Annotated in this window: 17 protein-coding genes and 3 pseudogenes; 13 read left to right on the forward strand and 7 right to left on the reverse strand. The window is 56.7% G+C overall.

From position 1 onward, the window contains the following. The first annotated feature begins 111 nt into the window (after window positions 1–111). The 4 genes from Ga0102493_RS00250 (at window position 112) to Ga0102493_RS00265 (ending at window position 3,300) form a co-directional block, all read left to right on the forward strand. Complete coding sequence (locus Ga0102493_RS00250) at window positions 112–1,449, forward strand: S41 family peptidase (RefSeq protein ID WP_034902798.1); 1,338 nt, start codon at window positions 112–114, stop codon at window positions 1,447–1,449. A 33-nt stretch (window positions 1,450–1,482) separates the two neighbouring features. Beyond that, entirely contained in the window at window positions 1,483–1,941 is a 459-nt protein-coding gene (locus tag Ga0102493_RS00255) for a disulfide bond formation protein B (RefSeq protein WP_034902801.1), read from the forward strand. After that, window positions 1,938–2,459: a demethoxyubiquinone hydroxylase family protein gene (locus Ga0102493_RS00260; RefSeq protein WP_034902804.1), complete on the forward strand. Its 522-nt coding sequence runs from the start codon at window positions 1,938–1,940 to the stop codon at window positions 2,457–2,459. Before Ga0102493_RS00255 ends, Ga0102493_RS00260 begins: the two co-directional genes overlap by 4 nt. A 145-nt stretch (window positions 2,460–2,604) precedes the next feature. Then, on the forward strand, window positions 2,605–3,300 hold the full coding sequence (locus tag Ga0102493_RS00265; RefSeq protein ID WP_174544524.1) for a hypothetical protein: 696 nt from the start codon (window positions 2,605–2,607) through the stop codon (window positions 3,298–3,300). A 27-nt stretch (window positions 3,301–3,327) separates the two neighbouring features. Here Ga0102493_RS00265 and Ga0102493_RS00270 read toward each other — a convergent pair whose 3' ends face one another. Further along, window positions 3,328–4,341: an NAD-dependent epimerase/dehydratase family protein gene (locus tag Ga0102493_RS00270; protein WP_199796938.1), complete on the reverse strand. Its 1,014-nt coding sequence runs from the start codon at window positions 4,339–4,341 to the stop codon at window positions 3,328–3,330. A gap of 549 nt (window positions 4,342–4,890) precedes the next feature. Between Ga0102493_RS00270 and Ga0102493_RS00275 the strand changes: the two genes are divergently transcribed. From Ga0102493_RS00275 to Ga0102493_RS15515, 6 genes are all read left to right on the forward strand, one after another. Then, window positions 4,891–6,342, forward strand: coding sequence for a glycosyltransferase family 2 protein (locus Ga0102493_RS00275; protein WP_236922255.1), 1,452 nt, complete (start codon window positions 4,891–4,893; stop codon window positions 6,340–6,342). 11 nt (window positions 6,343–6,353) lie between these two features. Next, the gene (locus tag Ga0102493_RS00280; protein ID WP_236922256.1) at window positions 6,354–7,157 is read left to right on the forward strand and encodes a DUF5672 family protein; all 804 of its coding nucleotides are present in this window, start codon (window positions 6,354–6,356) and stop codon (window positions 7,155–7,157) included. Between the two features lie 170 nt (window positions 7,158–7,327). Next, window positions 7,328–8,491 (forward strand): KpsE/RkpR family capsule polysaccharide export protein, encoded by a 1,164-nt coding sequence (locus Ga0102493_RS00285; RefSeq protein ID WP_034903008.1) that lies wholly within the window; start codon window positions 7,328–7,330, stop codon window positions 8,489–8,491. Window positions 8,492–8,499: 8 nt separating this feature from the next. Continuing rightward, the gene (locus tag Ga0102493_RS00290; RefSeq protein WP_034902809.1) at window positions 8,500–9,282 is read left to right on the forward strand and encodes an ABC transporter permease; all 783 of its coding nucleotides are present in this window, start codon (window positions 8,500–8,502) and stop codon (window positions 9,280–9,282) included. Continuing rightward, window positions 9,279–9,926, forward strand: a complete 648-nt coding sequence (locus tag Ga0102493_RS00295; protein ID WP_034902812.1) for an ABC transporter ATP-binding protein — start codon at window positions 9,279–9,281, stop codon at window positions 9,924–9,926. Before Ga0102493_RS00290 ends, Ga0102493_RS00295 begins: the two co-directional genes overlap by 4 nt. 16 nt (window positions 9,927–9,942) lie before the next feature. Beyond that, window positions 9,943–10,920 (forward strand): phytanoyl-CoA dioxygenase family protein, encoded by a 978-nt coding sequence (locus Ga0102493_RS15515; protein WP_081845595.1) that lies wholly within the window; start codon window positions 9,943–9,945, stop codon window positions 10,918–10,920. A 68-nt stretch (window positions 10,921–10,988) separates the two neighbouring features. On the opposite strand, the gene Ga0102493_RS15520 is transcribed toward Ga0102493_RS15515, so the two are convergent. Together Ga0102493_RS15520 and Ga0102493_RS00300 are read right to left on the reverse strand one after the other, a co-directional pair. Next, entirely contained in the window at window positions 10,989–12,182 is a 1,194-nt protein-coding gene (locus Ga0102493_RS15520) for a glycosyltransferase (RefSeq protein WP_161490017.1), read from the reverse strand. An 832-nt stretch (window positions 12,183–13,014) separates the two neighbouring features. Further along, window positions 13,015–14,296 (reverse strand): annotated as a pseudogene (locus Ga0102493_RS00300) (IS110 family RNA-guided transposase). Window positions 14,297–14,449: 153 nt separating this feature from the next. On the opposite strand from Ga0102493_RS00300, the pseudogene Ga0102493_RS00305 reads away from it, so the two are divergent. Then, a pseudogene (locus Ga0102493_RS00305) lies at window positions 14,450–14,809 on the forward strand (integrase core domain-containing protein); the annotation flags it as partial. Between the two features lie 287 nt (window positions 14,810–15,096). Here Ga0102493_RS00305 and Ga0102493_RS15525 read toward each other — a convergent pair. Beyond that, on the reverse strand, window positions 15,097–17,991 hold the full coding sequence (locus tag Ga0102493_RS15525; protein ID WP_081845598.1) for a glycosyltransferase: 2,895 nt from the start codon (window positions 17,989–17,991) through the stop codon (window positions 15,097–15,099). Window positions 17,992–18,957: 966 nt separating this feature from the next. On the opposite strand from Ga0102493_RS15525, the gene Ga0102493_RS00325 reads away from it, so the two are divergent. Both Ga0102493_RS00325 and Ga0102493_RS00330 read left to right on the forward strand, forming a co-directional pair. Continuing rightward, window positions 18,958–22,455 carry a glycosyltransferase gene (locus tag Ga0102493_RS00325; protein WP_081845599.1) on the forward strand — a complete coding sequence of 1,166 codons (3,498 nt, stop codon included), beginning with the start codon at window positions 18,958–18,960 and terminating at the stop codon, window positions 22,453–22,455. 166 nt (window positions 22,456–22,621) lie between these two features. Then, window positions 22,622–22,852, forward strand: a pseudogene (locus Ga0102493_RS00330) (transposase); the annotation flags it as partial. A 30-nt stretch (window positions 22,853–22,882) separates the two neighbouring features. On the opposite strand, the gene tnpC reads toward Ga0102493_RS00330, so the two are convergent. From tnpC to istA, 3 genes are all read right to left on the reverse strand, one after another. Beyond that, the gene (tnpC, locus tag Ga0102493_RS00335) at window positions 22,883–24,361 is read right to left on the reverse strand and encodes an IS66 family transposase (protein WP_034901639.1); all 1,479 of its coding nucleotides are present in this window, start codon (window positions 24,359–24,361) and stop codon (window positions 22,883–22,885) included. 89 nt (window positions 24,362–24,450) lie between these two features. Further along, entirely contained in the window at window positions 24,451–25,287 is an 837-nt protein-coding gene (istB, locus tag Ga0102493_RS00340) for an IS21-like element helper ATPase IstB (protein ID WP_034901636.1), read from the reverse strand. Next, the gene (gene istA, locus Ga0102493_RS00345; RefSeq protein ID WP_034901634.1) at window positions 25,284–26,786 is read right to left on the reverse strand and encodes an IS21 family transposase; all 1,503 of its coding nucleotides are present in this window, start codon (window positions 26,784–26,786) and stop codon (window positions 25,284–25,286) included. The genes istB and istA overlap by 4 nt, the downstream gene beginning before the upstream one ends. Window positions 26,787–26,832 lie beyond the last annotated feature (46 nt).

Raw genomic sequence — 26,832 nt, forward strand, 5'->3', positions numbered from 1 at the left:
CGGCATCGGCCGTGCCCCGGATGGGGACCGGATTAGGGCGAGGACCGTTCTCATCTGGCGTTAAGCCGCGCGGGGGTATACAAAAGTGTTCGAAAGGAGCTTGCCTTCCTCATGAAAATTGCCGGACTGCTGCGCAGCGCAGCGCTCGTCACCGCCGTCGCTCTCGTGCCCGCCACCACCGCGAGCATGGCCCAGATCGATGGGCGCGCCGGACCCGAATTCGCCAAGCTTTTCGCCACATACCAGCGGGTGAAGGCGAGCTATGTCGAGGACGTGTCCGACGAAAAGCTCGTGCGCGGTGCGATCGACGGGATGCTCGCGGCGCTCGATCCGCATTCGGCCTATCTCGACGGCAGCGATCTCGAACGGCTCAACACGCTGATCGACGGCAATTATTCCGGTCTCGGCCTGTCGGTCGTGATGGAGGACGGCGCGGTCAAGGTCGTCTCGCCGTTCAAGGGCAGCCCGGCGGACAAGGCTGGCGTCAAGGCGGGCGACTACATCACCCATCTTGACGGCGAACTGATCTATGGCGGAGATCTCGACGAAGCGGTCGCGCGGATGCGAGGAAAGGCCGGGACCTCGATCGAACTGACGATTTTCCGCACCGGGCGCGAGGAGCCTTTCGAAGTCGCGGTGACGCGCGGCGTGATCGAACTCGAGCCGGTCACCCACGAACTCGCCGCCGGCAATATCGGGATCATCACGGTCAACGAATTCTCTGCCGATGTCGGCGCCGACGTGTTCCGCGCCTGGGCGAACATCCGGGAAGAAGCCACCGGGCGTGTCTCGGGCCTCGTGCTCGACCTTCGCGCTAATCCGGGCGGGAGCCTGGATGAGGCGGTCGCACTTTCCGACCTCTTCCTCGATTCGGGCCGCATCGTCTCCCAACGCGGCCGCGCGCGCGGCGAAACGCTGCTCTACGATGCGGAAACCGTGTTCCGCGGCGACATGGCCGAAGGTGTGCCGCTGATTGTGCTGATCGATGCAGGGTCGGCCTCCGCTTCCGAGATCGTGGCCGGGGCGCTGCAGGATCACCGCCGCGCGCTCGTCATGGGCGAACGCAGCTTTGGCAAGGGCTCGGTCCAGTCGCTCCTGCCGCTCGGGCCGAATGCAGCGCTCAAACTTACGACCGCGCGCTATTACACGCCCAAGGGCAATTCGGTGCAGGAAGGCGGGATCAAGCCCGACATCGCCGTGCCGCAGCTGTCCGATCCCGACCTCGCGCTGCGCCAGAAATACCTCACCCGCGAAAGCGACCTGCGCGGCCATCTCATCAACGAGATCGGTATCGAGGACGAGGAGCTGGAGAACGATGCGGTCAAGGATCCGCGCTTCCAGCTTACCGCCGAGGAGCTCGAGGAGAAGGGCATCGAGGATTTCCAGCTGCATTACGCGCTCGAAACCCTGCGTCGCACGACCAAGAGCTCGGTCGCGCTTCGCGATTGATCGCACGCGACCGGGCACGCTAGGGCACTTTTCATGGCTGGATTGAAAGAGGCGCGGCTGCTCGCCGTTGCCATTCCCGCGGCCCTGCTCGGCGGGGCCTATGTGTCTCAATACGGCTTTGGCCTGTATCCGTGCGAAATGTGCTGGTGGCAGCGCTACCCACATTTTGCAGGCCTGGCGCTTGGCCTCGCATCCTTCATCGCCGCGCCGCCGCGCGTGTGGAGCGCGCTCGCCGGGCTGGCGATCATCACGTCCGGCCTGATCGGCGGCTTTCACGCCGGAGTCGAATATGGCTGGTGGCAGGGGATCACCGGTTGCGCAAAGGTGGCGGGCGGGCTCGACGTGCTCGATCCCTCCGCCGCGCCGCTGGTCCGCTGCGACCAGGCACCGTGGAGTCTTTTCGGCATCTCGCTCGCCGGCTGGAATTTCCTCTTTTCATCCATCGGGGGCATCGCCATCTTGGTCCTGTCAGCGAAGAAGGAGCAGGCATGAACCGCGATGAACTTCACCGCATGATCCGGGTCGACCAGGCTGGCGAGTTTGGTGCAACCCGCATCTATGAAGGCCAGATCGCCGTGATGGGCGATCGTGGGCCCCATTCGGCCGAAATCCGCCACATGGCCGAGCAGGAGGAAGGTCATCGCGCCCGCTTCGACGAAATGCTGGTTGCGCGCGGCGTGCGCCCGACGGCGCTGCATCCGTTCTGGTCCGCGGCGGGTTATGCGCTCGGCGCGGGCACGGCGCTGCTCGGCCCCGAGGCCGCGATGGCGTGCACCGCCGCGGTGGAGGAGGAGATCGACAAGCATTATTCCGAACAGCTCGACCGGCTGACCGAGACTGGGGCCGATCCCGAGCTGGCCGAGATGATCGAGGAATTCCGCGAGGACGAACGCCAGCATCGCGACGCCGCGCTCGCCAACGGAGCCGAACAGGCTCCGGCCTATCCGCTGCTTGCAGGCGCGATCAAGCTCGGCTGCCGCATCGCGATCAAGGTTTCCGAGCGGATCTGACCTGCCGGTCCGCGCGTTGGGCCGGACAGGCGCTTCAGACCCGGTTCACGCGCCATTGCCTAGTCGGCAGGGCGTGATAGAGCGCCGACAGGATCGGTCGCGCACCGCTTGGCGACGAGCGGGCTCGAGGACGAGAGGACAGACGATGACTCAGCTTTCCCGGATCGCCCAGCTAGCAGGCCTTGCAGGGCTGGCGTCGCTTTTCCCGGCCGCGCCCGCTGCCGCGCAGGACGCTCCCGGCGAGCGGGTCAACATGGTCATCGCCTACAGCGAGGACGAATGTCCCGAAGCGAGCGACGACAACGAGATCGTGATCTGCGAGATTCTCGTCGAAGCCGAACGCTATCGTATCCCGAAGAACCTGCGTCAGAGCGATTCGCCCGAAAACGTGTCGCGCGCGCGCGAGGTCGAGAAGCTCAAATATGTCGGCGCCTTTGGTGCGATGTCGTGTGATCCGGCGGGTGCCGGCGGCTTCACTGGCTGCACTCAGCGCTTCATCGAGGCCGCCTACAAGGATCGCTCCGAGGCCGAGACCGTGCGTTTCAGCCAGCTGATCGAGGAAGCACGGCAGGAGCGGCTCTCCACCATCGACGCCGATGCCGCCGCCGAGCAGGAGCGGGTCGAGATGATTGAGCGTGAATACATGCAGCGGCTCGAACGCGAACGCGACGGGGCGCTGCCGGGCGAGGTCGATCCGACGCTCTCCTCGCCCCCGGTCGACATGGCCGAGCGTCAGCCCCCGATAGAACCGTCGAAGCCTGGACCGTTCGACGATGGCGACGACGAACAGGTCCCGCTCGATGCGATCCAGCCCGCCGAATCCGGGCCCGGCGATCGCTGAGGTGACGGGCGCTAATGCTTTGCGCGCTCAGATTTCGTAGTAGTCTCGATACCAGGACACGAAGGCCTTGACCCCTTCGCGTATTCCGGTCTGCGGCGCGTAGCCGGTCAGTTCCTTCAGCAGGGTCGCATCTGCCCAGGTGGCGGGTACGTCGCCCTTCTGCATCGGCATGAAGTTCTTAACCGCCTCGCGGCCGCATTCCGCCTCGATCGCTTCCACGAAATCCATCAGGCGGACCTTGTCCGAATTGCCTATATTGACAACTCGCCACGGCGCTGCCGGAGAAAGACTGTCATGCTCGGCGATGTCCTCCGGATCTGCCGGGCGCTCCGGCGGCGTGTCGATCAGCAACCTGATGCCGCGCACGAGGTCAGCGACATAGGTGAAGTCGCGGTACATCTCGCCCTGGTTGTAGATGTCGATCGGAGTGCCCTCTAGGATCCCGCGAGTGAACTTGAAGAGCGCCATGTCGGGCCTTCCCCAAGGGCCGTATACGGTGAAGAAGCGGAACATCGTGGTCGGCAGGTTCCACAGATGGGCATAGGAATGCGCCATCGCCTCGTTGGCTTTCTTGGTCGCGGCGTAGAGAGTCAGCGGCGTGTCGGTCTTCTGCCGCTCATGAAATGGCATGTCCGTGTTTGCGCCGTAAACCGAGCTGGTCGAGGCCATGAGCAGGTGCTGGACTTCGAGCTCGCGAGCGCATTCCATCACGTTGAACGTGCCGACGAGATTGGCTTCGACGTAGGCTCGCGGGTTTTCGAGGCTGTAGCGAACCCCTGCTTGCGCAGCTAAATGCACAATTATATCTGGCCGCTCTTCAGCAACAAGCGCATGGAGCGTGTCGAAATCCTCAAGCAGGCCCACCTTCGCGCGAAACTGCTCATGTTGCAGAAGCATTTGATGCCGGCGCTCCTTGAGCCGAACATCGTAATAGTCTGTCAGGCCGTCGTAGCCGACGACCCGGAACCCTTCGGCCAACAACAATTGAGACAAGTGATAACCTATGAAACCGGCTGAACCGGTCACGAGCACGTTGCGCAAAGCCATTCCTCCCGCGTTCTTCGGTTGGAGCCGTTACATCAAGCCAGTGACTGCGTCACGAGTCCCGACCCATAGTTCCACCGCCGCTATCAGATGACGGACCGAGCCCCCTATCGGGCATTAATCGGAAGCCGCCACCAATCCTCTTTTTGAGGTGCAAACCAAACCCTTGGTAAAGTGCTCCCTCAAAGTCCCAATCTGGCACATTTTCCGCGCGGTGCGCCCGTTGCGCTCGCCGACGAAGTAGCGAGGATCGTGCCTGGCGAGGTAGTTTGACAGCTTCAGAGTGCTTAGCGGGTAATACTCGGAGGCCTTGCTTCACGAACGCGCTAGCCTAACGCTAGCGGGATGCAGCTGCAAAGAAGTTTGAGACCCCTAAACTGGAGCCAACGAGCTCTGCTATTGTTAGCCGTGCACTACGGTGCTCTGCGCTCGGCGCCCGTCCTTTACGCGCGCTGCTTATGGTGGCGGATCAACGGTAAGCGGCTGCGTGCGCGGCTCAATCTTGCCCCTCTGCTGGGGCGCGCACCGCATTCTTATGCTCTGTGGTTGTCGCGCGAACCCGATCTGAAGTCTTCAGAGAACGATGGGGCGGAAAACGTCTCCATTCTTGCGCTCGTCAGTGAGGGCGCCGGACAGGAGAAGACGCTGGAAAGCGCGAAGCGTGAAGGTTTTGCCGTACAATTGGTTTCCGCGGCAACTGGTGATACGCTTCGACGGACGATAGAGCAAAGCTGGGTTTTGCCGCTCATGAGCGGGGATGTGGTCAGGCGAGGCGCCGGCGCTAGATATCGAACCGCTGCATTCCGCGCTGACGAGAACGTGCGCATCATTTACGCTGACGACGACCTCATTGACGATAACGGCAAGCGCTTCTCTCCGCATCTCAAGCCGGATTGGAACGCAGAGCTTTATAGCCATCTAGACTACCTTACCGGTTCGGCAATTCTCCGGGCAGATGGGTTGATGGCTAGGGCGCTAGGCGGAGCTAATTGGGCTGCCGAGTTCACCCGGCAGGTGGTGCAGCAGAGCGAAGCAAAGGGAGGCGAGCCATTGCATCTGCGCTCGATCCTTCATCATCGCCGGACGCGTCCTGCTGCGGTCTTGAGGCCCTTGCCGATTGTTGCAGGCGGTAGGGAAAAAAAGTTGCCTGTGGTCAGCGTCATCATTCCCACCCGCAATCGGGTTGATCTATTACGCGCCTGCCTCGAAGGGGTTGCGCGGACCGAGTATCCCGGCCGGATCGAGGTCATTATCATTGACAATGCGAGCGACGACCCGGCGACCCTCGAATATCTTGAACAGCTTGAACCCGGTTTTGCTCGAGTTCGACGCGACGATCGGCCGTTCAATTTCGCTGCCTTGAATAACCGTGCTGCCACCGAGGCGAGTGGCGATCTCTTGTGCTTTCTGAACAACGACATCGAGATCTTGGATGGCGACTGGCTTACCATTATGGCGGCTCAGTGCCAGCGCGAAGAGATAGGTGCTGTCGGTGCAAGGCTGCTCTACCCGGACGGCCGCATCCAACACGCAGGCGTGGTCATCGGGATTGGTGGAGCTGCAGCCCATGCGCACCGATTACTGGATCGCGACGACGAGGGTTACTTCCATCGCCACTCGCTCCCGCAATTCGTCACTGCCGTTACCGCCGCATGCATGGTTGTTCGGCGGGATAGGTTTTTTGCCGTCGGAGGATTTGATGCTGAGCGCTTTGCCGTATCATTCAATGATGTCGACCTCTGTCTGCGCTTAGGTACGAAAGGCTGGAAGACACTCTACGAACCGCGGGCAACGCTGGTGCATCATGAGTCCGTTTCCCGAGGGCTCGATCGAGATCCGATCGGGGCTGCGCGGCAATCGGCCGAGGTCAAGGCTTTGCAGGATCGCTGGAATACGGCGCTTGACACTGCTCGTCGAGGCGGCGAGAGGCGTGCTCGCGATCCGTTTCACCACCCCGAACTCAGCCCCCTGAGTGAACAGTTCGCATTGCGCCTTTGAAGGCACCGGCAGTGACCCGCTCCATTTCTCATCATCGATTGCATCTCGATAATGTCACGGCGTGCGCCGTAAGCTCGACCAACGTCGAAGCAACGATTCTTGCCCTTGAGGCGAGCCTTGAACAGGCCCAGTTCTGCGAAACTCTGCTCTTCACAGACGCCGATCTGTCAGCCTTGTGCATCGATGTTTCACCGCAGATTCGATTGGTGCCGATCAGCAAGATCAGCTCGTCGCAAGAATACTCAGATTTTATCCTCAACCGTTTGGTCGAGCACATCCGAAGCGACTATTGCCTGATAATGCAATGGGATGGGCATGTACTTGACGCTAACCGGTGGTCGCCCGAGTTCCTTGAATACGACTACATTGGTGCCAGTTGGCCGCAATTCGTTGACGGCTACACCGTTGGCAATGGAGGTTTTTCGCTTCGCAGTCGCCGGCTGATGGAAGCTTGTCGGCAGCCGCAGTTCGAGGCTCATCATCCCGAGGACCTAGCGATTTGTCGCACAAACCGTGCATGGCTGGAAGATTGTGGCATGCAGTTCGCCCCTGTAGAACTCGCGGACGCCTTCGCTGCTGAACGAGCTGGAGATCCCGCGAGCAGTTTTGGCTACCATGGCGTCTTCTTGATGCCACAGGCGCTAGGGATTGAGCGTTTCTGGGACATCTACCTGACGCTCGATGAGCGGACTGCCGTCCGCCACGATTTTTCCGTCCTGTTTAAGGCGGTCTTGAAGGGCAACAATCCGGTTTCGCGAGCCTTGGTTCTGACAGGCAGGCATTTCGGTGACATCGCTGACGTCAGGCGTTCATGACTGGAGTTTCGCTGTGACGGGGCGCCCTTTCAATCAGCATCGGGCTGAGAAAAAGCGGGGCATAGGATGCTTACATATTCGATTGCAGCTATATGCTCCGACCGTATCTGGTAGATGCTGAGAACGAGCTAACAGCCTTTATTCATCTCAGAGAGTTAAAGACGGACCACATGGAACACGATATTGAACTGCAGCGCCAGGCGGAGGCGACCCGAAAGCGAGACAAGCTTGTCTCGTCCGTGCGCCGCCATCGTTGGTTTGCGCTCTTCGTGCTCCTGCCATCCATGCTGGCGACGCTTTATTACGGCTTTATCGCCGCCGACATCTACGTTTCGGAATCCAGATTTGTCATCAAAGCGCCTGATCGCAAACAGAGCAGCGGTTCGGCCCTCCAGGGGCTTCTACAATCGACCGGGTTGGGAAGCGGGGCAGAGCAGGCGAACGAGATCACGGGTTATTTGCGCTCGCGAGATGCCCTGTCTGACTTGTCCAAGCTGATGGATGTGCGCGGGGCCTTCGCGTCCCCCGAAGCGGATTTCTTGAGCCGCTTCCCGCTGCCCTACCAAAGTGGCAGCTTTGAGGATTTGTACGAATATTACGGCACGATGGTTACGACGGAGCCTGATCCCGAAACCGGACTTACCGTGCTGCGCGTGAGTGCCTACACTGCCGATGAAGCTCAGGCGCTCAACACCGGCCTGCTCGACCAGAGCGAGGAACTTGTTAATCGCCTTAATCTTCGGGTTAATTCTCAGGCTATTGAGGAAGCCATGGCGCGCGTCGAAGATGCCCAAGAGCGCGTGCGCGACGCCAGGATCCAACTGGGAGCGTATCGCAATGCCTCTGAAATTCTCGACCCACAGCAACAAGGCATCGGTGTGCTTGAAGTCTCGAATGCGCTCATCACGCAGGAGGCCGCACTGCGCGCGCAATTGGCGGAGATTCGCCAAAATGCACCCAACCATCCCTCCATTCCTGCCCTTCGGGATCGCATCGCAGGGATTTCCCAACAGGTTGTCGAACAGACGGGACGCGCAGTAGGCACGCCTGACGGCATCGCGGCTAAGATTACCGAGTATGAAAATCTGTTGGTTGAACAGGAGTTTGCCGAGCAAGCGCTTGCGGCAGCCAATGCAGCTTTGGAGCAAGCGCGGGTAGAAGCTAAGCAACAGCAGTATTATCTCGAGCGTGTGGTCGAGCCCAATCAGCCAGACGATGCGATAAAGCCTGCGCGTCTGCGTAGCATTCTCGCCGTCTTGCTTGGATCGCTCTGCCTCTATCTGGTCGGCTGGATGCTGGCCGTTGGAATTCGCGAGCACGCTTCAGAGGACTGAGACTTCAAATGGCCCAGTTCAGCGAAGGGTTGCGTGTACAGGCGAGGGTCATTCAGGCCTTGACCAGCCGTGAGCTAATGACCCGCTTCGGGCGGGAGAACATTGGTTTTCTCTGGATCATGGTTGAGCCGCTGCTTTTCGCAGCGCTGGTTGGGCTTGTCTGGGCATTTGCGAAGGGGCCAGTTAATCAAGGAATTAATGTATTCGCGTTCGTTGTGACAGGGTACATTCCGTTGACTTTCTTACGCCATTCCTTCGGCCGGTCGGCAAATATCTTTGTAGCGAACTCCGCCCTCCTCTATCATCGGCAAATAAAGGTACTCGATTTTATTGTTGTGCGAGTGTTGATTGAGGCTGTAGGAGCGATGATGGCCTTTATCTTCGCCGGAATTGTTCTAGCTTTCTTCGGACTTTTCCCATTTCCCTCCGATGTCGGGGCTTTGGTCCTCGGATGGCTGATATACATTTTTTTTGTGTTCGCACTGTGTACGATCCTGGCTCCCCTGTCAGAAGTCTCCGAGGTCATCGAGAAATTGGTGCCAGTCAGTATCTATATCTCAATTCCCTTCTCTGGCGTTTTTAATCTGGCATCTTGGCTCCCGCCGAACTTGAGGGAGGCCTTGATGTGGTCGCCCCTTGTGAGTGGGATGGAGCTAATGCGATACGGTGTCTTCGGCTCCGTCGTGACACCGTATTATGATCTCGGAAAAGCGCTCGGAGTTTCTCTCGTTTGTCTGCTTGTCGGCCTGATCCTGTGCCGCCGGGTCCGAAGGACCATGACTGTCACATGATCGAGTGCCGCGACCTTCATATGAAGTACCAAAGTGGCCACGTGACGAAGCATGTGCTTAATGGCGTGGACTTTGTCATCAATCCGAGCGACAGAATTGGCCTCTTGGGTCGCAATGGAGCTGGCAAGTCAACCTTGATCCGCCTCATAGGCGGGGTTGAGATGCCGGTTGCGGGGAAGATACTTCGCCGGATGACTTGTTCTTGGCCGCTTGGTTTCACGGGCGGATTTCAGGGCAGCCTAACAGGCTACGACAACGCTCGATTCATCTCGCGTATTTATGACAAGTCATATGACCAAATGCGTGATTTTGTGGAAGAATTCACAGAATTGGGAAGCAATCTCAGGATGCCGGTAAAAATCTATTCGTCGGGAATGCGTGCGCGCTTAGCCTTTGCGTTGTCACTGGCGATAGAGTTTGAGTGCTATCTTATTGACGAAGTCATCATGGTCGGAGACAAAAACTTCCAAGATAAATGCAAGGCGGAATTTTTCGAAAAACGTACTGATCGCGCGCTCCTCCTAGCTTCTCATAGCCTTGAAATGGTTCAACAATACTGCAATCGAGCAATTGTATTGAATGAGGGGAAGGCGCTCATCTACGAGGACGTTCAGGAGGCTATTTCGGTATATCAATCATTGTAGGAATTCGGAGCGAGCTATGAGCGATGGCATTTTTCCCGGAGTTCCTCGGATCGAGTCGCCGATTTTCAGCAGCGATCCGTTGTCCGATTTGAAAGAGGAAGAGAAGGCGCTCGCCCGCGATCTGAACACGCAAGGATTTGCAGTTATCGAGTTCCCGGATCCGGAACTTGAAAATCGAATCGATCGGATCAAAGCCAATCTGGGGCCACGCTTTGACATACCATTCGGTGATCCCACTGCCGATAAAACAAAAGGCGGGCGGCGAATTCAAGATGCTTGGAAATTCGATTCCGACGTGCAAGCTATCGCGTCAAATTCAAAAGTTCTGGAGCTTCTAAGCAAGCTTTATGGGCGCCAAGCTTTCCCGTTTCAGACTCTTAATTTCCCCGTCAGTACTCAGCAAGACCTACATTCCGACGCGGTACATTTCTCTTCTCAGCCCGAGCGGTTCATGTGCGGTGTGTGGTTGGCGATGGAAGATGTTCAACCAGGAGCCGGTCCCTTGTTCTATCTAAATGGATCACATCGTTGGCCTATTGTAACCAATGCAATGATCGGCCGTAGAGGATACGGAAGCGAAGAGAACTCTGCGCAGCTTCCTTTTGCTGGCGCCTGGGAGGCACTTCGTAAGTGTCACGAAGCCAAGGAGCAGCAATTTCTAGCACGCAAAGGGCAGGCGCTCATTTGGACTGCAAACTTGCTTCACGGCGGCAGCAGCCAAACCGACCTCACGCTGACGCGTTGGTCACAGGTTACTCATTACTTTTTCGAAAATTGCATCTATTATACGCCAGCCTACTCTGACGAGGTAATCGGTCAATTGGCGACCAGAGACCTAAGGGCGGTGCATGACGGCGCGCAACGCCCTAACAAGTATCTGGGTAACGTTTTTACGCCCCAACGTCCTGACCATCTGAATACTGATAATGAAAAGGCAACCCGTACGAGTCTCGATAAGCTGATGGGGTTGTTGAGAAAGGGCTTGAAGCGTTAAGCCCGACATTCGTCACCAGGTCATCTAATTACCGAACCAACCCAATCCCTCGATTCTATCGGACGCTCTCATAAAGACGTGGGCCGCTCTCGGCCTTCTTGGCGTCCATACAGGATATAGTGTTCATAACCAGAAATAAACTCGCCGATTTCAAGCGCTTTCGCAACATCCGAGTTCCACCGCTTATACGCGTCCTCGTTAAAACCATTTGGCGGTAGTATGGGCACACGATTTTTCTTTGCCAAGTTGGATAGTTCCGTCAGAGACGCGTTGAACTCTACAGTCGGAAACTTCCGAAGGGAGAATTTTGACCGACCAGTCTCGTTTTTCAAAAGCAGAGATAACAACCAAATTCGATCAAATTCATCTTGGCTAGTTTTACGAGCTAGCGCGATATTCTTCGCAAGCCCATGAGGTTTCGCTCCGTGTCCAGAAGAAGTGCCGAGGCTGCTTGCGAAATAGGCCATGACGACGGCGGAACTCATACCTCCCTTATGTAAATTTTCGCGTATCAGCCGGTTTCGGCAGATGGAAGCAAATTCCTCGTGACGTTCGTAGCCCGCAACGACTGAGTTTAAGTAAATGTCTGAGCCCAGATGCTGCTCTTGATCGCGGTGATGATAATATGCAAGTGTCTGCGGCAGCAACTTTATATCAGCGTGGAGAAGGAATTCTATGTTAAAGTACCAATCACCCAAGACTGGCAAATCTTCTTTATAACCTCCAATCTTGTTGAATATCGACCGCCGAAATAAAAATGAAATAGTCGTTATCACATTACGAGCAAGCATCTCTGCCAGTTCAACGGTATGGACCCAGTCAAGATACGGGGTGCGAGCGATTGTGGTAATTTCGTCGTTATTGATGTATTCTGAAACATATTCTGTCTTGGTCGCGACACCGCCGTAGCGCTTACCTTCTGATCCTTCAAGAAACCGTACTGTCTCCATCAAAAAGCTAGGATGAAGTGAGTCATCATCGTCATGAATAAGAAGATACTCGCTTTCTGACCTGCGAATGCCGATGTTCGACGCGGCCTCCATTCCCACGCTTTGGCTGTTTGAAATCAACCGGATACGAGTCGGTTCGACTGCACAATCGCGCAATACGGCGCGAACTTCCGCCTCGCCACCTCCATCGTTAACCACAATCCAATTGTAATTCTTGTAGGTTTGGCGAGCGATGCTCTCGGCGGCACGTCTTAAGAGCAGTGGTCGGTCTTTTGTGCGCGTGATGATCGCAACAGATTTTGGTCTCGGCATTTTTGCTCCCCTATCCGTCCATAACTGCTGTTGCCCTCCTAAGGGCATCATATCCCGAGGAGCGATGTTCCTTGCTTAGTCGCGAACTAGAAGCAACACCAAAGGATGCGCGTGGCGTGCTACCCTGAAATGTGACCGGTTGCAGGTGGCAGAGCACAAGGAAGCATCACGGGGTGAGCGAGCGTCGGGCGTGTGTACCAGTTAATGTGAGCCGCAGAGTGATCGGTTACGAGCCGACGAGACCAGATGACCGGTCGCTGCGGCCACGTTTGTGCAAGCTGGCGTCGGAGCGTCGCCGGTTGGGCTATCGCCGCCTAGGCCACCTGCTGGCGAGGGAAGGCCTTCGGGTGCGTCATCGTGGCGGCCGGAAACGTGCTCTGGGTACGCGCAGGCCGATTGTGCTGCCGGATCGTCCGAACCGACGCTGGTCGTTCGACTTCCTCCCTGACAGCCTGATCTGCGATCGGCGCTTCCACATTCTGTGCGGGGTCTCGCTGGAATACCTGGCGCTGGTGGCCGATAGGACGCTGTCGGGCGTTCGAGTGGCTCGGTAACTGACCAGCCTGATCGGGATGCGGGGCAGGCCGCATACCGTAGCCGGCGACAACGTCCTAGGTTGGGAAGCAGCGGCAGAAAACGGCCAGCAGTTCTCGGTGCTCCGATTGCAATCGGCGCTGTTAGCGTTCTGATCCAGATGGCTTCCCTCGTCAAGGAATGCGCTCTCGGCCATAGCAAACACAGGATCCAGCGTCCGTTCGGGGCGTGGTCCTCACCGTCCTTAAAATGAGATGCGGATGCCAGATGGAAGGCCCGAACATTATCTACAGGGTCGCTATTGCGCCCTCACGGCACAGCAGAGAGGGGTCCTTCCATCTGGTGTCCGCCCGCTCAAGGAACGGGCGGTACTCGGTTCCCGTCTTGATGACGGCGTGTGCGACGCGCGCCATCTTGGCGGTCAAAGCGGTCATTGCCTTACGGCGGCGATCAGGGTCGTTGGCATGTCCATCCATGTAACGGCCGAGCTTGTCGCGGAAGCTGTTGTCGCGCTGGCGCGCAGCAACCTGTGCAGCCATCCAGAAGGTGCGGCGCAGCCGGGCGTTACCATACTTCGAGAGCTTGGTCCGACCGCGAAACGTGCCGGACTGACAGGTTGCAAGATCGAGCCCGCAGAACTTGAGGAACTGGCGATGGTGCGCGAAGCGGCGAAGGTCGCCGGCCTCCGCCAGGATGGTCAGCGCGTTGATCGGCCCGATCCCGGGGATCATGCGCAGGAGCTGGTAATCACGGTTCTCGGATAGCACGTCATGCGCGATCCGTTCGATCTCATTGCGCTGGTGTATAAGGCTTCGTGCTTGCGCGATGACCATACGGAACATGGTGATCGCTACAGAATCCTCATCGACTGGCAGTGCGATGGACGCCGAGGCCGTCTCATAAATATCGTTTAGCAACCGGGCCTTGGAGACTTTACGGCCGACCAGCGACCAGGCCTCACGAGTGAAGGCCTCCTGGCCGAGCGCAGTCATGCTGCCGGGCGTCGGGAACCGTTCAAGCAAGGCGAGGAACCAATCAGATCGGCTGTTGCCGGCGAAGCGCTCGATCTCCGGGAAGTACAACGGCAGATAGTGGGTCAGGATCCGGTGCCATGTCTGGGTCTTGGCCTTGGAGATCGCCTCGTGTGTCTTCGACATCTCCTGGAGGTCGTTGATACCAGCAGCGAGCGGATCGACGTAGCGCTGGGTGGCGCCGATCCGAAGCATGTGCAGGATTACCTGCGCATCTTTGGAATCGTTCTTGTCCCAGCCATTGTGCAGCGCCTCCCGCGTCCGCGCCAAGGCGACGGACGAGATCAGACGCAGCTCGAAACCCGCACTGAGGAGACAATGCGCCAACGTCCGGTGATAGTTGCCGGTCGCCTCAAAGCCGACGATAATCGGTCTGCCAATGTCGGCCAGGTCAGATGCCAAGCGGTCGTAATCGGTCTTCGTCGCCATCACTGTCATACGCCGTCGGCGTCCACCTTCCGGACGTTCGATCAGCACCTCTTGGCGGTGCTTCGACATATCGATGGCTACCAGCACGGCATCGGACGGAGTAGAATTACGCTTGGTCATGATCGGTCAGTCTCCAAAGTGTTGAGTCGACAACTTCACTTTAGAGACCTGCTGGCCGGTCATGGCCGCCTTGATGAAGCCTGCGGGCGCTACGCGCCCTTGTCTCCATCAAGGCGAAGGCTGCCAACAACAGGCGCCCTCCCAATGTGCTACGGCACTGAACTCACCAGTATGGCGATCCTGCGCTGGTCGAAGGAACGCAATGTCGAGTGGCACTACATCGCGCCGGGGAAGCCATACCAGAACGGGTTCATCGAGAGCTTCAACGCACGCCTGCGGGACGAGTTCTTGAACGAGACGATCTTCACCAGCCTCGCCCACGCCCGCGAGGAGCTGGAAGCCTGGCGCCACGACTACAACCACTTCCGGCCGCACTCGAGCCTGGGGAACCGAACCCCGGCCGAGATCGGGGCAGGATCAAGCGGCAAACCGTACTGGGGGCATGCCCCCAATACGGTTGTTGCCATCACGCACAACGATGGGCATCAAAACGGCCCAAGGCTCTACTCCTAGCTGGTAGAAACTTCGAGCTCAGACCATCGAATCTGCGCGGGAAGTCCCCCGCCGAGATCGCTGGCCAACGTGTTTGGGGCATTGCCCCAGACCCATTGCCAACCCTTCAAACAACTATCATGAAGCAGCCATTCACTACCTCTGACTGGTAAAATCAGTAGAGTACGTCACAAAAAATGTCGGCCTGATGTAATCCAAGGCTTGATCTGATTTTACGTCCGAAAGTCAAGAGCTGGCGAAAAGGACTAGAATTCGAAATACTGGCGCCCACATTGAAAGCAACTCTACTAGAGAGACGGGACTTCCGTGGCTTCAAGATTCTTCAACCGAGCTTCATAACTCGTGCCTCGCGGCGCCAACTTATGCGCCACAGCAAGGGCTCTCTTCGCTTTCTCGAGATCACCATGGTGCTCCGCAGCTTCAGCAATCAAGTTATAAATTCTGTGGTCGATAGGGTCCGCCCGAGAAGCCTGTTCGGCTGCTACGATGGCTTCCGCAACTTTCCCTGAATCGAACAAAAGCCTCGCAAAATGAAAATAATTTGACGCGTTGAATGGATCGAGAATTGCTGCATTGCCAGCGGCTTCAAGCGCTTCATCAATGCGCTCACAGTGTAACAACAAATTGCTCAAATGCCGCTGAAACTGGGAGTTCGATGGCTGACACTTAACAAGCTCCAAAGCAATCTCTAACGCCTCAGTACGCCTCCCGAGTTTACCAAGGAGTAGCGAACGCCGATACTGAAGCTGTTGGTTGACGTCATCCGTCAGAACTGCCAATGAAATTGCACTCAGCGCAGAATTCAAACGGCCTGCTGCCTCGTAATGATCAACAAGCTCCTTGATCAGCTTGATATCATTTGGATTGGCTTCGAATAAAGCCTCGACATTGCGAATTTTATCGGAAAGGTCTTCATTCCTATCGCCGTTCGGGACGGCAACGGCCTGATGACTTTTCGTCTGATCCCGACGCACAACCCTCAGAGACGCGGGTAAAGGTAGATTTTCAGAGAATTCCGCCCCCGTAAGATCTGCTTCTTCGGAATGATGCGCTTCCAAAACCTGACTGTAGAATTGAGGCAGAAACTGCGATACTGCCGCTACAGAATAGCCATCCCGCACAATTTGCAAATTGCGATCCAAGCTTTTGGCGAGCACGTTTTGCTTATGATCCAAATTGATTAGTTCAGCCGCTTCGTGATCTGTGTCAAAGATCGCATAAGGCTCGAGGACGTCTTCAGATGCCCCAACACGAGAACTGATGATCTTGCACTTGCTCGCACACGCCTCAAAGAGCGCATGAGGACCTCCCTCTGAGCGGCTCGCGATCAAATATAAATCGATTAGATTGTAAAGGGTGTTCAAGACGTTGCGGTCGAGGGTGTTCAAACGAAGATCATCTCCCAAAACCTCGGTTCCAATGAAGGTAAACGGCACCGACAATTCTCTTAGTTTGGCTCGAAGCCAATGCCTACGGGGACCAGCCAGGATGACATGGATCGGTACGCCTTTACGCAGTGCCTGAGAGACAATATTCGCGAAACGGTCAGGACCCTTCACCCATTTCGGCTTTCCCAGGTCTTTGTCGCCGCTGTCGCGCTGAAAACTACCAATCAGATACGCATCCTTCGGGATTCCATATCTAGCACGCAGTTCTTCGGGATCACGAGCTTCGATACCAAGTGGCCGAAAAACTTCTATGTCGACCATATAGTTTAAACGCGCCACGGGAAGATTGAGTGCGCTCAATTGTCCAAAACCGTTGTCCGAATAAACGGACCACATCGACGTCTTGCGTACCGCTAGCGGAAAGAGATCATCATCGTGGAGAAACCGTTTGATGTCGCCAGATAGGCTCGTAACAACCTTTTTCCCAGCTATCGAGCCCTCATCGAATTTCGCAGTTCGCCGCAAGTAAACGCTGTGAATTATGTCCGCAAAGCTTTCGTCATGCACGAGATCTATATGATTAGCTTGTCGAACCGCGTTTTGAAGTAGACGGAGATCTTCATCGAGCGCCCAACCAATCCCCTCTCCTCCAACTAGAAAGACCCGTGTTCCTGTTTCTCGATTTTGAACAGCCGTCTCGGACTCTTCCGGGAGGTTATTTTTGAGCTGTCGGAAGATTTCAATGGTGCCGGAAGAGAGATGCGAGCTGCCGCCCGTAACAGCGGCGAAGCGCTTAAACACCGCTGCGCTTGGATGCGTGCTACTGAACGTTTTGTATTGCTGCCACCATGCTTCGACCTCGTCCAAAGACGGCTCCCCCAATGTTTCTACATCGAAAAATCGCAACGAGATTCGATCGACCTCTTCATAGAAACTCGACTGAGTCTGGCGGGTGAAGTTCATATATGAGCGAATACGTCTCAGTAGATCGAGTAAATAAGTCCTTTTCTCGAGAGGAAGCGTCTCTCGCTCGAAGAAAAAATCTTCGTTGATTTCCAGGCAATTATCTATTGGATCTTTTCGCCCAGCTATTCTTTGGCGAGATGCTAGTCGCGCGACAGCGTGGCAAAGCGCTTGCATTCGAAAGTCACGTCGCGTTGCCGCGCCGGGATGCGTTCGGTACTTCACGAGGGGCATTTCAAGGTTGGCAAGAAGTCTGCCCGCCTCCACCAATCGAAGCCAAAGATCGTAATCCTGCGCTTTTTTAAAGACCGATCGATAACCTCCAACCTCCACCACTGCGCTTCGACGAAACATAACTGTCGAATGCGCAAGCGGGCTGGCGATCCGAACGTCTCGGTGGATATTTTCGAGGTTCGTTTCTGGCCGGATAGTCTTGAGAAGGTTACCGGCCTCGTTGATTACGTAGCGCCCAGTGCCGAGCACCGCAAACAAGGGGTCGGCTTTTTCGAACCAAGCCAATTGGACCAAAAGGCGGTCCGGCAATGCAATATCATCGGCGTCCATTCTCGCGACGAACTCGCCTCGTGCTTCCGCAAGGCCAAGGTTTAGAGCCGCAGCCAAACCGATATTGTTTTCGCTCCTTATGACCTTCATTCTTTCGTCGACCCTAGAGAACTTTCTCAGGATCTCTGACGTTTTGTCTGTGGAGCCGTCATCAACGACGATAATTTCGATTTCGCGCAGTGACTGCGCGAGTATACTTGCAAGAGATGATGTAAGATGTGGCTCGCCGTTGTGCACCGAGAGCAATACGGAGACAGTAGGCGTCATAAAAAATCCCTCTATAAATTAACTGACTATTGGATCAGGGGCTCGCCTATCAACCAGGCATGGGCTGGTTGTGCTTGGAATATTCAACTCGGCTGACAGCCAAGTCCATCGCGGAATATCGTCTCCAATCACCGCCACCATTTTTCCATCTTTCAATTCACGCTTGATAAACAGCGACGAAGCCGAACGCTGGAATAATGTTCTTCAGCGTGGCCCGCAAGAACGCTTGGTTGACGCAGCTGTGGAACAGGCAGGCGTCCGCAACTTCGCGCACGGAAAAGTCTTTTGGTTGAGATGTTCGACCTGTCTCAGCGCGACAGCGAACGTCGTGGCGAGGTTCCGCCATTCGGTGTTGCGAATAAATCCATCGTCTCGAATTATATTAAGTGTGCAGTAGTCAGCTCCTAATTGTGCTGAGAGCTGAAAAGCGACGCTGCGCAAAGCCGGCAAGCTCACCGCCCGGCTCGTCCACATCTTCCAGTCAGACGATTTCGCCAACTATCTCAAATCACGCGGATACAAGCCCGAATGAGCGGAAGACGCTCTAACGCAATCAGCCAATTGAGCCAAACCCGATTGGCATCTTATTCAATTTGTATAACGTGGCCATCACGGGCATGGCGCCAATCAGTTTGAACACCAACCAACCGCGTTCGTCGTGCTGGATCGCGGCTCGAATGAGTATTAAAAGTTCGTTAAGGCTTCGGGCCTGCAATGCAGAGTCCGCGCCGCTGATATCAGCGGCCTTCAGTCTGGACGTTCACGTCCGATGTTGATTAAGAACGCGCTGCGGCCCATGCGAGATTGGGATCAATGAGGGATCCAATGCGATTCAAATAGCTTTGGCTCAAATCGAATCACGTGATCGACCAAACCGGTGGCAAGCGACCCGATCTAGTCGGGTGGCTTGTGACGAGGTTTGGATTTGTCTCTGAATAAGTTAGATATTCGAATAGGTGTACGCAGGTGTCGTCTGATTATTTAAAGCCAAAAATTTCTGTGATCGTACCGATTTTCAACAGTGAAGCATATCTAGCTGATTGCCTGGACTCGGTTCTCGCGCAAACTTTCGAAATGTTCGAGGTAATTTGTATTGACGATTGCACACCGGACGGCAGCGCCGCAATCGTAGAGCAATATGTGCGCAAGGATCCGCGCGTTCGCTCGATTAAGCATGAGACAAACCTAGGCCTTGGAGGCGCCCGAAATTCAGGCATCAGGGCGGCTCAGGCTGACTTCATAGCTAGCGTCGATAGTGACGATAGCATGAAGCCGACGATGCTTGAGGTACTTTGGGAAGCCTCCGAAAACGGCTTCTATGACATCGTCGTATGTGGTTTTGATCGTGTAGACGAAGCCGGAACGGTGCTTTCAACACAGCACTCGGGTGATAAAACGATCGTGAACGACGGCGACATCGATATTTTTAATGCGATGAATCCGGCGTTCTGGAATAAACTTTGGCGGAAGTCGCTCTTCACCGAACATGATATTTGGTTTCCCGAACACCTTTACTACCAGGACACCGCGACAACGCCCAGGATTCTGACGAAAGCTCGTCATCTCAGATTTATTCAAGACAGTCTATACAATTATCTTGTCAGGCCAGATTCAATTTCGACGACTGCATCACCCAAGCACCTTATTGATTACTTCAAGGTTTTCGACCTCATTCTATCCTTTCTTGAAGATGAGGGTATTGATGACAAGTTCTTTGATAGCTTTCTGGATTACATTGATCGTGGTATCGCGCATCACGCCCACATGGGGGCAATGCAAGGGCTTAGTGACGAAGACCAGACGCAATATCTGCGTCATCTCTTGGCGTTCAAGACAGGTTATATTGAGCATCGAGCGTTAGTTCGGCAGAAAAGTAAGAGTGAACTCCTGCCCCTGCTTGAAAAAGCCCGCACCAAGTCAGACCTTTTGCCCCCAGACGGCCGCCCGATTTTACCTCTTTCGGTAATCGTGAAAACCTTTCTTCGCCCTCAGATTCTTGAGCGGTTCCTTCTGTCTGTTGGGCATTATGAACAAAGGCGAGGCGTTCGGTTCTCAGAAATTTTGGTTGGAGACGATTCACCAGCAGTTGAAGTAGCCGCAAACGAACGGGCCATAAAGAAAGCGCGTGACTTTTACCCGCATCTCAATATTCATCATCACGTGTACGAGGAGAACATTGGGCTTTCTGATGGAAGAAATAGGTTGGTAAAAGAGGCTCGTGAAGATTTCATCCTTCTTTGCGACGACGACTTTATACTTGACGAAGACGCAGACATTCCCGCGGCGCTCGGCGTGGCAAAGGAGGGGAAATACCAGCTGGTTGGTGGCTGGCTTAAGAATAATTACAATCAAAAAGACGGCTCGTTCTCTTATTGGGGCGCATATGGCAAAATATCTGAGACAGATGAAGAAGTCATCATAAACATAAATGAGCAGGCCATCGGTGCAGATGATCTTTTTGAATCAGAATATTTGTTGAATTTCTTCTTGGCTGACCGTGCTTGTCTTATCGCGAACCCATGGGATAATTCATTGAAGGTTGAAGAGCACCAGGAGTTTTTTTATCGACTCAAGGGAGGGGGGTTTAAGGCTGCGTTATTTGGGCCACTATTCGTAAAGCACACCGCAGACCGGAGTGCCAACCCGGCACGATACAACGACTATCGGTTCGCGAAGACTAACTGGGAGCGGTACCTTTTTGAGGCCCCGATGCGGATGGGGAAAAAGCGCCGCACCATTAACCGTTGCCGCCATGACACTTTTGAGCGTTGGACTGTAGATGCCGTAGAGCGCAGTACGATCCAAAACACAGTCCAGCTGAAAGAAGGGATTTTGGCGCAGGCGGTGCCGGTCACTTGCATCTCACCTTCTTTCCAGCAGCATTTTGGTGGCTATTACGATATCCTTTTAACGAGCAATGATGGGCGTTATGCTCTTTGTCAAAGTGCGTCAGCTACGGACCGCCTCCCGCGGGCAAGCGATGTGGCTGATATCGTCCTAATCGATAAGCACAATGACAACGCCACGCGCATTCTCGGCCAAACATCTGCTTGGTGTCACCAACAAGGCGCCCATGCCCAATTTATCCCAGGTGTGGAACGTCAGATTATCTACAACGTCTACGACGAAGAGATCGCGGCCTTCGCTTCTATTGAAGTAAACGTCGACACAGGGGAGCAACGGCCCCACCCGCTTCCCATTTCGGCTCTTTCGCCAGATGGTGTCACTGCAGCGTCCTTAAACTTTTCTCGGCTATTCGATTATCGGCCTGGGTACGGCTACTGCCATATTCCTGACCCCTTCGCCGACGAAAATGCGCCTGCTATGGATGGCCTTTGGTTGTTCGACCTGACGACCGGGTCTAAAATGTTAATTTTATCTTACGAAAAGATTCGCGATTTCTTAACTCAAGAAGGCTTTGATGAAGTGAGTGCATCAAAATTGGTGTTGAATCATGTCGCATTTAATACCGACGGGTCAAAGGTATTGGCACTGCTCCGAATCTTTTCCGATGACGCTCCCTTCCCAACCTTCACATTAGTCTGCGACCGGAATGGTTCAAACCTCCGCCGTGTGTTTGGCTTCTGCTCCCATTATCATTGGAAGGACGCCCAAACGCTAGTGATGTCCGGTGGTGAGGGTATGACCCGAAAAACCGTAGGGCAAATCAACGTTTTTGAAATCAATGTTGAAACTGGCGAATGTGTTCAAATTGGGCCGGGCGCTCTTTGCGATGATGGCCATTGTAGCTATTCGCCGGACAGGCAGTACCTCTTGTATGACAGCTATTGCAATAATGCCTTTCCTTATCGGCGACTAATGATCTACAGACTTTCTGACGGGAGGGCGGTCGATCTAGGTTATTTCTATAGCCCGGGTAAGTGGTTTAACAATAATCCGGACTTACGCACTGATCTTCACCCGCGCTGGTCTCCAGACGGCGAAACGATTAGCTTTGATTCGATACACGAGGGCTTCCGGGGCGTATACTCTATAAAGGTAAGTGATGCGATCGCCGCACTAGAATCTCCGCTGAGCCGTTTTAGCAAGCAAGATCTCATGATGTGGTACTCTGCAAAGTATGGCTCAGAAAGTTCTCTGAAACCGAAGGCGACCCATCGCGAAGTCGAGCAGAATGCAAGCCATCGTGCTGATGATCAAACTTGGAGAAACTTCGATCGCATTTGGCTTCTCTCGATGGTTTTAGCGCACAGGGCTCACCAGTCACCAATCGCGCTTAAAAGGATCCCTGCTGTCAATTCTGACACACCTCTGGTCAACTTAGCCCGTATTGCAAAGAAGCATCGAATTGAATTAGTTGCTCCAGAATCCTTTGACGAATTGCGGTATATCGATGAAAACCCCGATGTAAGCCGGGCAGTTGAGGCCGGTCGCTTCCGCTCCGGATACGAACACTACGTACTTAATGGGCACTTAGAAGGGAGGAAGAGGGCGACAGTTTAGACCAACTGATAGCGCTTCGCGCTTATATTAGCGGGGGTTTCCGAACCGGTGTGCCTTTTAAGTGGCTGGCTGCCACGTGATTGAGCACCGAACACACCGCGCCGAAATACCCTCGCGTTTGAGGCAATTATCTGATCCATTCGTCCGTCGATGAGCGGAGGCGACGATGGCGGAACAGCTTGGTTTCTTGGTTCTGTCGGATCATTATGCGGCGCTGAGCGCTGCGGGCGATCCGCTGGAGCGGTTGGTGGCGGCGATGGATTGTCAGGTGTTCGGTTGGCCGCCGATGGCAGCGCTGTGGCGGAGAGTTCGCGACAGGGGCGGGCGGCCACCGTTCGATCCGATGACGATATTCACGGTGCTGGTGCTGCAGGCGCCGTATTCCTTTTCTCATGAGTTTCCGACTAAATTACCGTAAGCGGTGTTCTCAGCCCACGTTAGCGTGTGGCAGGAGCTCGTCGATGCGCGATGCCGGGTGACCATTGGCGAGGCTGGTGAGCGTCGCGGTTAGCCAGGTGTGCGGGTTGATGCCGGTGAGTTTGCAGTTTTCGATGAGCGTGGCGATCACCGCCCAGTTGTCGCCGCCCTCGTCGGAGCCTGCGAACAGGGCGTTCTTGCGGTTGAGAGCGAGGGGACGGATGGCGCGTTCGACGGCGTTGTTGTCGAGATCGATGCGGCCATCGTCAAGGAAGCGGATGAGACCGTCCCAGCGCGGAAGCGTGTAGCGGATCGCCTCGCCCAGACGGCTCTTGGCGCTGACCTGTCGGCCGCGTGCTTCGAGAAACTTGTGCAGGTCGTCGACGATCGGACGGCTGCGCTGGTCGCGAGCGTCACGACGCTCGGCAGCAGACAGGCCGCGGATCTCGTCCTCGATGGCGTAGAGCGAGGCAATGCGGCGCAGCACGTCGGCGGCCACCGGCGAGCTCTCGGCCAGCTCGTAGAACTTGCGGCGCACATGCGCCCAGCAGAACGCGAGGCGGATCTGCTGATGACGCCGGGCAAGCGCGGCATAGGCGCCGTAGCCGTCGACCTGCAGGATGCCCGCAAAGCCCTGGAGATGCGCTTCGGGTCGCTCGGTCTTGCGATCGGCGGCATAGACATAGGCCACCATCGGCGGATCACTACCGCCCCAAGGTCGGTCGTCGCAGGCATAGGCCCAGATCTGGCCGGTCTTCGTTCGCTTGCGCCCGGGATCGAGCACAGGCGCGGTGGTCTCGTCGGCGAACAATCGCTCGGATCGTCGCAATCGCTCGAGGATGTGATCGCGCAAGGGGCGCAGATACCAAGCCGCACGTCCGACCCAGTCTGCAAGGGTGGAGCGGTCTAACTGGATGCCTTGCCGGGCATAGATCTGCGCCTGCCGGTAGAGCGGCAGGTGATCGGCATACTTGGATACCAGCACCTGTGCGATCAGCGCCTCTGTGGGGATGCCGCCTTCGACGATCCGGGACGGGGCTGGAGCCTGCACGACCGCGCTCTCGCATGAGCGGCAGCCATAGCGCGGACGGCGAGTGACCAGCACGCGGAAGGTGGTGGGAACGACATCGAGGCGTTCGGCTACATCCTCGCCGATCTGGTGGAGAGCACCGCCGCAGCAGGGGCATGCCCGAAGACCATCAACTTCCTCGACATCGACGATCTGCTCGATCCGTTCGAGATGCGCTGGCAGCGCACCGCGGTTGGTCTTGCGTGGGCGTTCGCCCCTGGCCTTGGGCACCGCGGCATCACGTGCAGCCTGCGCGCTGCCGAGCGCGGTCTCGATATCCTCCAGCGCCAGCTCGAACTGATCGGGATCGAGCTGCTCGGACTTGCGGCCAAAACGGTGCCGTTGGAACGCTTCGATGATCGCCTGCAGGCGATCAATCCGGGCATCGGCCTTGTTCTTGGCATCGCTGTAGCGCGACATTCAAGGTGAGAGTTGCGCGACGATCAGGATGAGAAGTTGATTGTCGCGGCGCGACAGTTTGTGCGCATTCTGATTGTCGCTGGCAAGGGCTATTTGTCGTCCTGATTGTCGCGGACGGCTTCGAGGACCTTGGGCGTCGTGTAGGTCGCTGGTCGGCCTGGGCCTGAGCGACGCGCTTCGGCGGTTCGTCGCCGGTAGCTTTCGACGTTCATCTCGAAGATTGTTGCGTGATGGACCAGACGATCCACCGCGGCGAGCGTCATGGCCGGATCCGGGAAGACACTGTTCCAGTCGCCGAAGGGCTGGTTGGCGGTGATCAGCAGCGAGCGACGTTCGTAGCGGGCGCTGATCAGTTCGAACAGGACCGAGGTTTCGGCCTGGTCCCGGCTGACGTAAGCGAAGTCGTCGAGCACCAGCAGATGATACTTGTCGAGCTTTGCCAGCGCGGATTCGAGCGCCAGTTCGCGCCGGGCGATCTGGAGCCGCTGCACCAGATCGGACGTGCGCGTGAACAGGACGCGCCAACCATTCTCGACCAGCGCGAGGCCGATGGCAGCGGCCAGATGGGTCTTGCCGCCACCAGGAGGGCCGAACAGGATGAGGTTGGCACCCTGCTCGAGCCATCCGTCGCCGGCGCACATCGCCATGACCTGCGCCTTGGAGACCATTGGCACGGCATCGAACGCGAAGGTATCGAGGGTCTTTCCGGCAGGGAGCTTGGCTTCGGCCAGATGCCGCTCGGTCCGCCGCCGATCCCGTTCGGCGATCTCATGCTCGGCGAGCGCGGCCAGAAGCCGGGCCGCAGGCCAGCCTTCCTTGTCTGCGCGCGCGGCAAAGTCGCCCCAGATATGCTTGATTGCCGGCAAGCGCAGCTCGTTCAGCATCAGGCTGAGGCGCTGGGCATCGATCATCGGACCTGTGCTCATGCCGCCTCTCCCCATCCGATCAGGCTGTCATAGGATGCAAGCCCGCCGAGCTTGACCGTGACCGCGGGCAGCTGAGCGGGATCGGGGGAGAACCGGCTTCGCAGGGCGCCGATGTCAGGGCATCGTCGCGCGGCAAGATCGGCTTCGAGCAGTCCGGCAAGTTCAGCCTCGCAGGCCCGCTCGTGCGCCATGGCCAGCAGATCAACGGTGATCCTGCAAGCCGAGCGCTCGCCTTCTTGCTCCAGCAGATGCTCGAACATCCGCCGGTAGGCTTCGCGGGGGAACAGGCTGTCGCGATAGACCAGCCCCATGAGCGCCATCGGCTTGCGCCTGAGCGAGTGGATCACATGCCGGTAATCGACGATATGACCATGCTTGCCATTGTCGCCAGCGCGGCCGCGCACCAGGGTCATCAGCTGGGTGCCGCCCAGGAACAGGTCGATCCGGTCATCGTAAAGCCGCGCGCGCAGCTTGTGTCCGATCAGCCGCGAGGGCACGGTGTAGAACACCTTGCGCAAGGTGAAGCCGCCCGATGAGGTGACCGCGACCAGCACCTCCTCGTAATCACTCGTGCGCGTGTCAGGCAGCGGCTGCAAGGTGCGGCGCTCGGCATCGATCGAGGGAGCATGACGCCGGTTGCGCGCGGTCACGACCTCATCGATGAAGCAGCGATACGCCGCCAGATCGGCAAAGTCGCTGCTTCCCCTCAGCAGCAAGGCATCCCTCACCGCAGCCTTGATATGGCCATGAGAGCTCTCGATCGAACCGTTCTCATGGGCCACCCCTGTGTTGTTGCGGGTCGGCTCCATCCCGTAATGCTGGCACAGCGCATCATATCGCGTGGTCAGATCAGCCCGGGCATCAGCAGCAAGATTGCGGAACGCCGCCGACAGGCTGTCCGTCCGGTGAAGCCGCGGTGCGCCGCCCGCTGACCACAAGGCATTCTGCAGCCCCTCGGCCAAGGCAACAAAGCTCTCGCCGCCCAGGATCACATGGCAGTGCTCGAACCCGCCATAGGTCAGCCGGAAGTGATAGAGCATGTGCTCAAGCGGCACGCCGGCGACCGTGACATCAAAATCGCCCATATCGGTAAAGTCCGACAGGCCAAGTCTGCCAGGCTCATGCAACTGCCGGAAGATGACCTCGCGTTCGGGCCCATGCAGCGCACGCCAGGCCCTGATCCGTCGCTCGAGCGTCCGGCGCGCAAACGGCAGGCTGCCATGCCGGCGGCGCAGCTCCTCGAAGATCGCGATCGGACGAAGCCCGGGCGCTGCTTCCAGCAACGGCACGACCTCCTCGTCAAAGTATCCTGCCAGCGGATCGGGACGCCGCCGCCCGCGCGGCGCTTTCGTCTGCAACGGCCGCTGCGGATCCTGCAACAGCCGATAGCCCGTCGCGGGACTCATCCCGGCCTTCACCGCAGCCTGCGCTACCGAGTGATCTTTCCTCAATGTCATGAACAGCCTCATCTGATGATCGGTTATGTGACGGCCAGGCACACGGCAGGTCCTCCGCAGAAGGAAAACCCAACCATACCTGACACCG

Source organism: Erythrobacter litoralis (assembly GCF_001719165.1).
Classification (GTDB): Bacteria; Pseudomonadota; Alphaproteobacteria; order Sphingomonadales; family Sphingomonadaceae; genus Erythrobacter; species Erythrobacter litoralis.

What these genes read in the sequence shown, in the direction of transcription:
- Ga0102493_RS00250 (WP_034902798.1), top strand. Translation starts at nt 112, where the DNA reads ATGAAAATTGCCGGACTGCTGCGCAGCGCAGCGCTCGTCACCGCCGTC.
- Ga0102493_RS00255 (WP_034902801.1), top strand. Translation starts at nt 1,483, where the DNA reads ATGGCTGGATTGAAAGAGGCGCGGCTGCTCGCCGTTGCCATTCCCGCG.
- Ga0102493_RS00260 (WP_034902804.1), top strand. Translation starts at nt 1,938, where the DNA reads ATGAACCGCGATGAACTTCACCGCATGATCCGGGTCGACCAGGCTGGC.
- Ga0102493_RS00265 (WP_174544524.1), top strand. Translation starts at nt 2,605, where the DNA reads ATGACTCAGCTTTCCCGGATCGCCCAGCTAGCAGGCCTTGCAGGGCTG.
- Ga0102493_RS00285 (WP_034903008.1), top strand. Translation starts at nt 7,328, where the DNA reads ATGGAACACGATATTGAACTGCAGCGCCAGGCGGAGGCGACCCGAAAG.
- Ga0102493_RS00290 (WP_034902809.1), top strand. Translation starts at nt 8,500, where the DNA reads ATGGCCCAGTTCAGCGAAGGGTTGCGTGTACAGGCGAGGGTCATTCAG.
- Ga0102493_RS00295 (WP_034902812.1), top strand. Translation starts at nt 9,279, where the DNA reads ATGATCGAGTGCCGCGACCTTCATATGAAGTACCAAAGTGGCCACGTG.
- Ga0102493_RS15515 (WP_081845595.1), top strand. Translation starts at nt 9,943, where the DNA reads ATGAGCGATGGCATTTTTCCCGGAGTTCCTCGGATCGAGTCGCCGATT.
- Ga0102493_RS15520 (WP_161490017.1), bottom strand. Translation starts at nt 12,182, where the DNA reads ATGCCGAGACCAAAATCTGTTGCGATCATCACGCGCACAAAAGACCGA.
- Ga0102493_RS15525 (WP_081845598.1), bottom strand. Translation starts at nt 17,991, where the DNA reads ATGACGCCTACTGTCTCCGTATTGCTCTCGGTGCACAACGGCGAGCCA.
- tnpC (WP_034901639.1), bottom strand. Translation starts at nt 24,361, where the DNA reads ATGTCGCGCTACAGCGATGCCAAGAACAAGGCCGATGCCCGGATTGAT.
- istB (WP_034901636.1), bottom strand. Translation starts at nt 25,287, where the DNA reads ATGAGCACAGGTCCGATGATCGATGCCCAGCGCCTCAGCCTGATGCTG.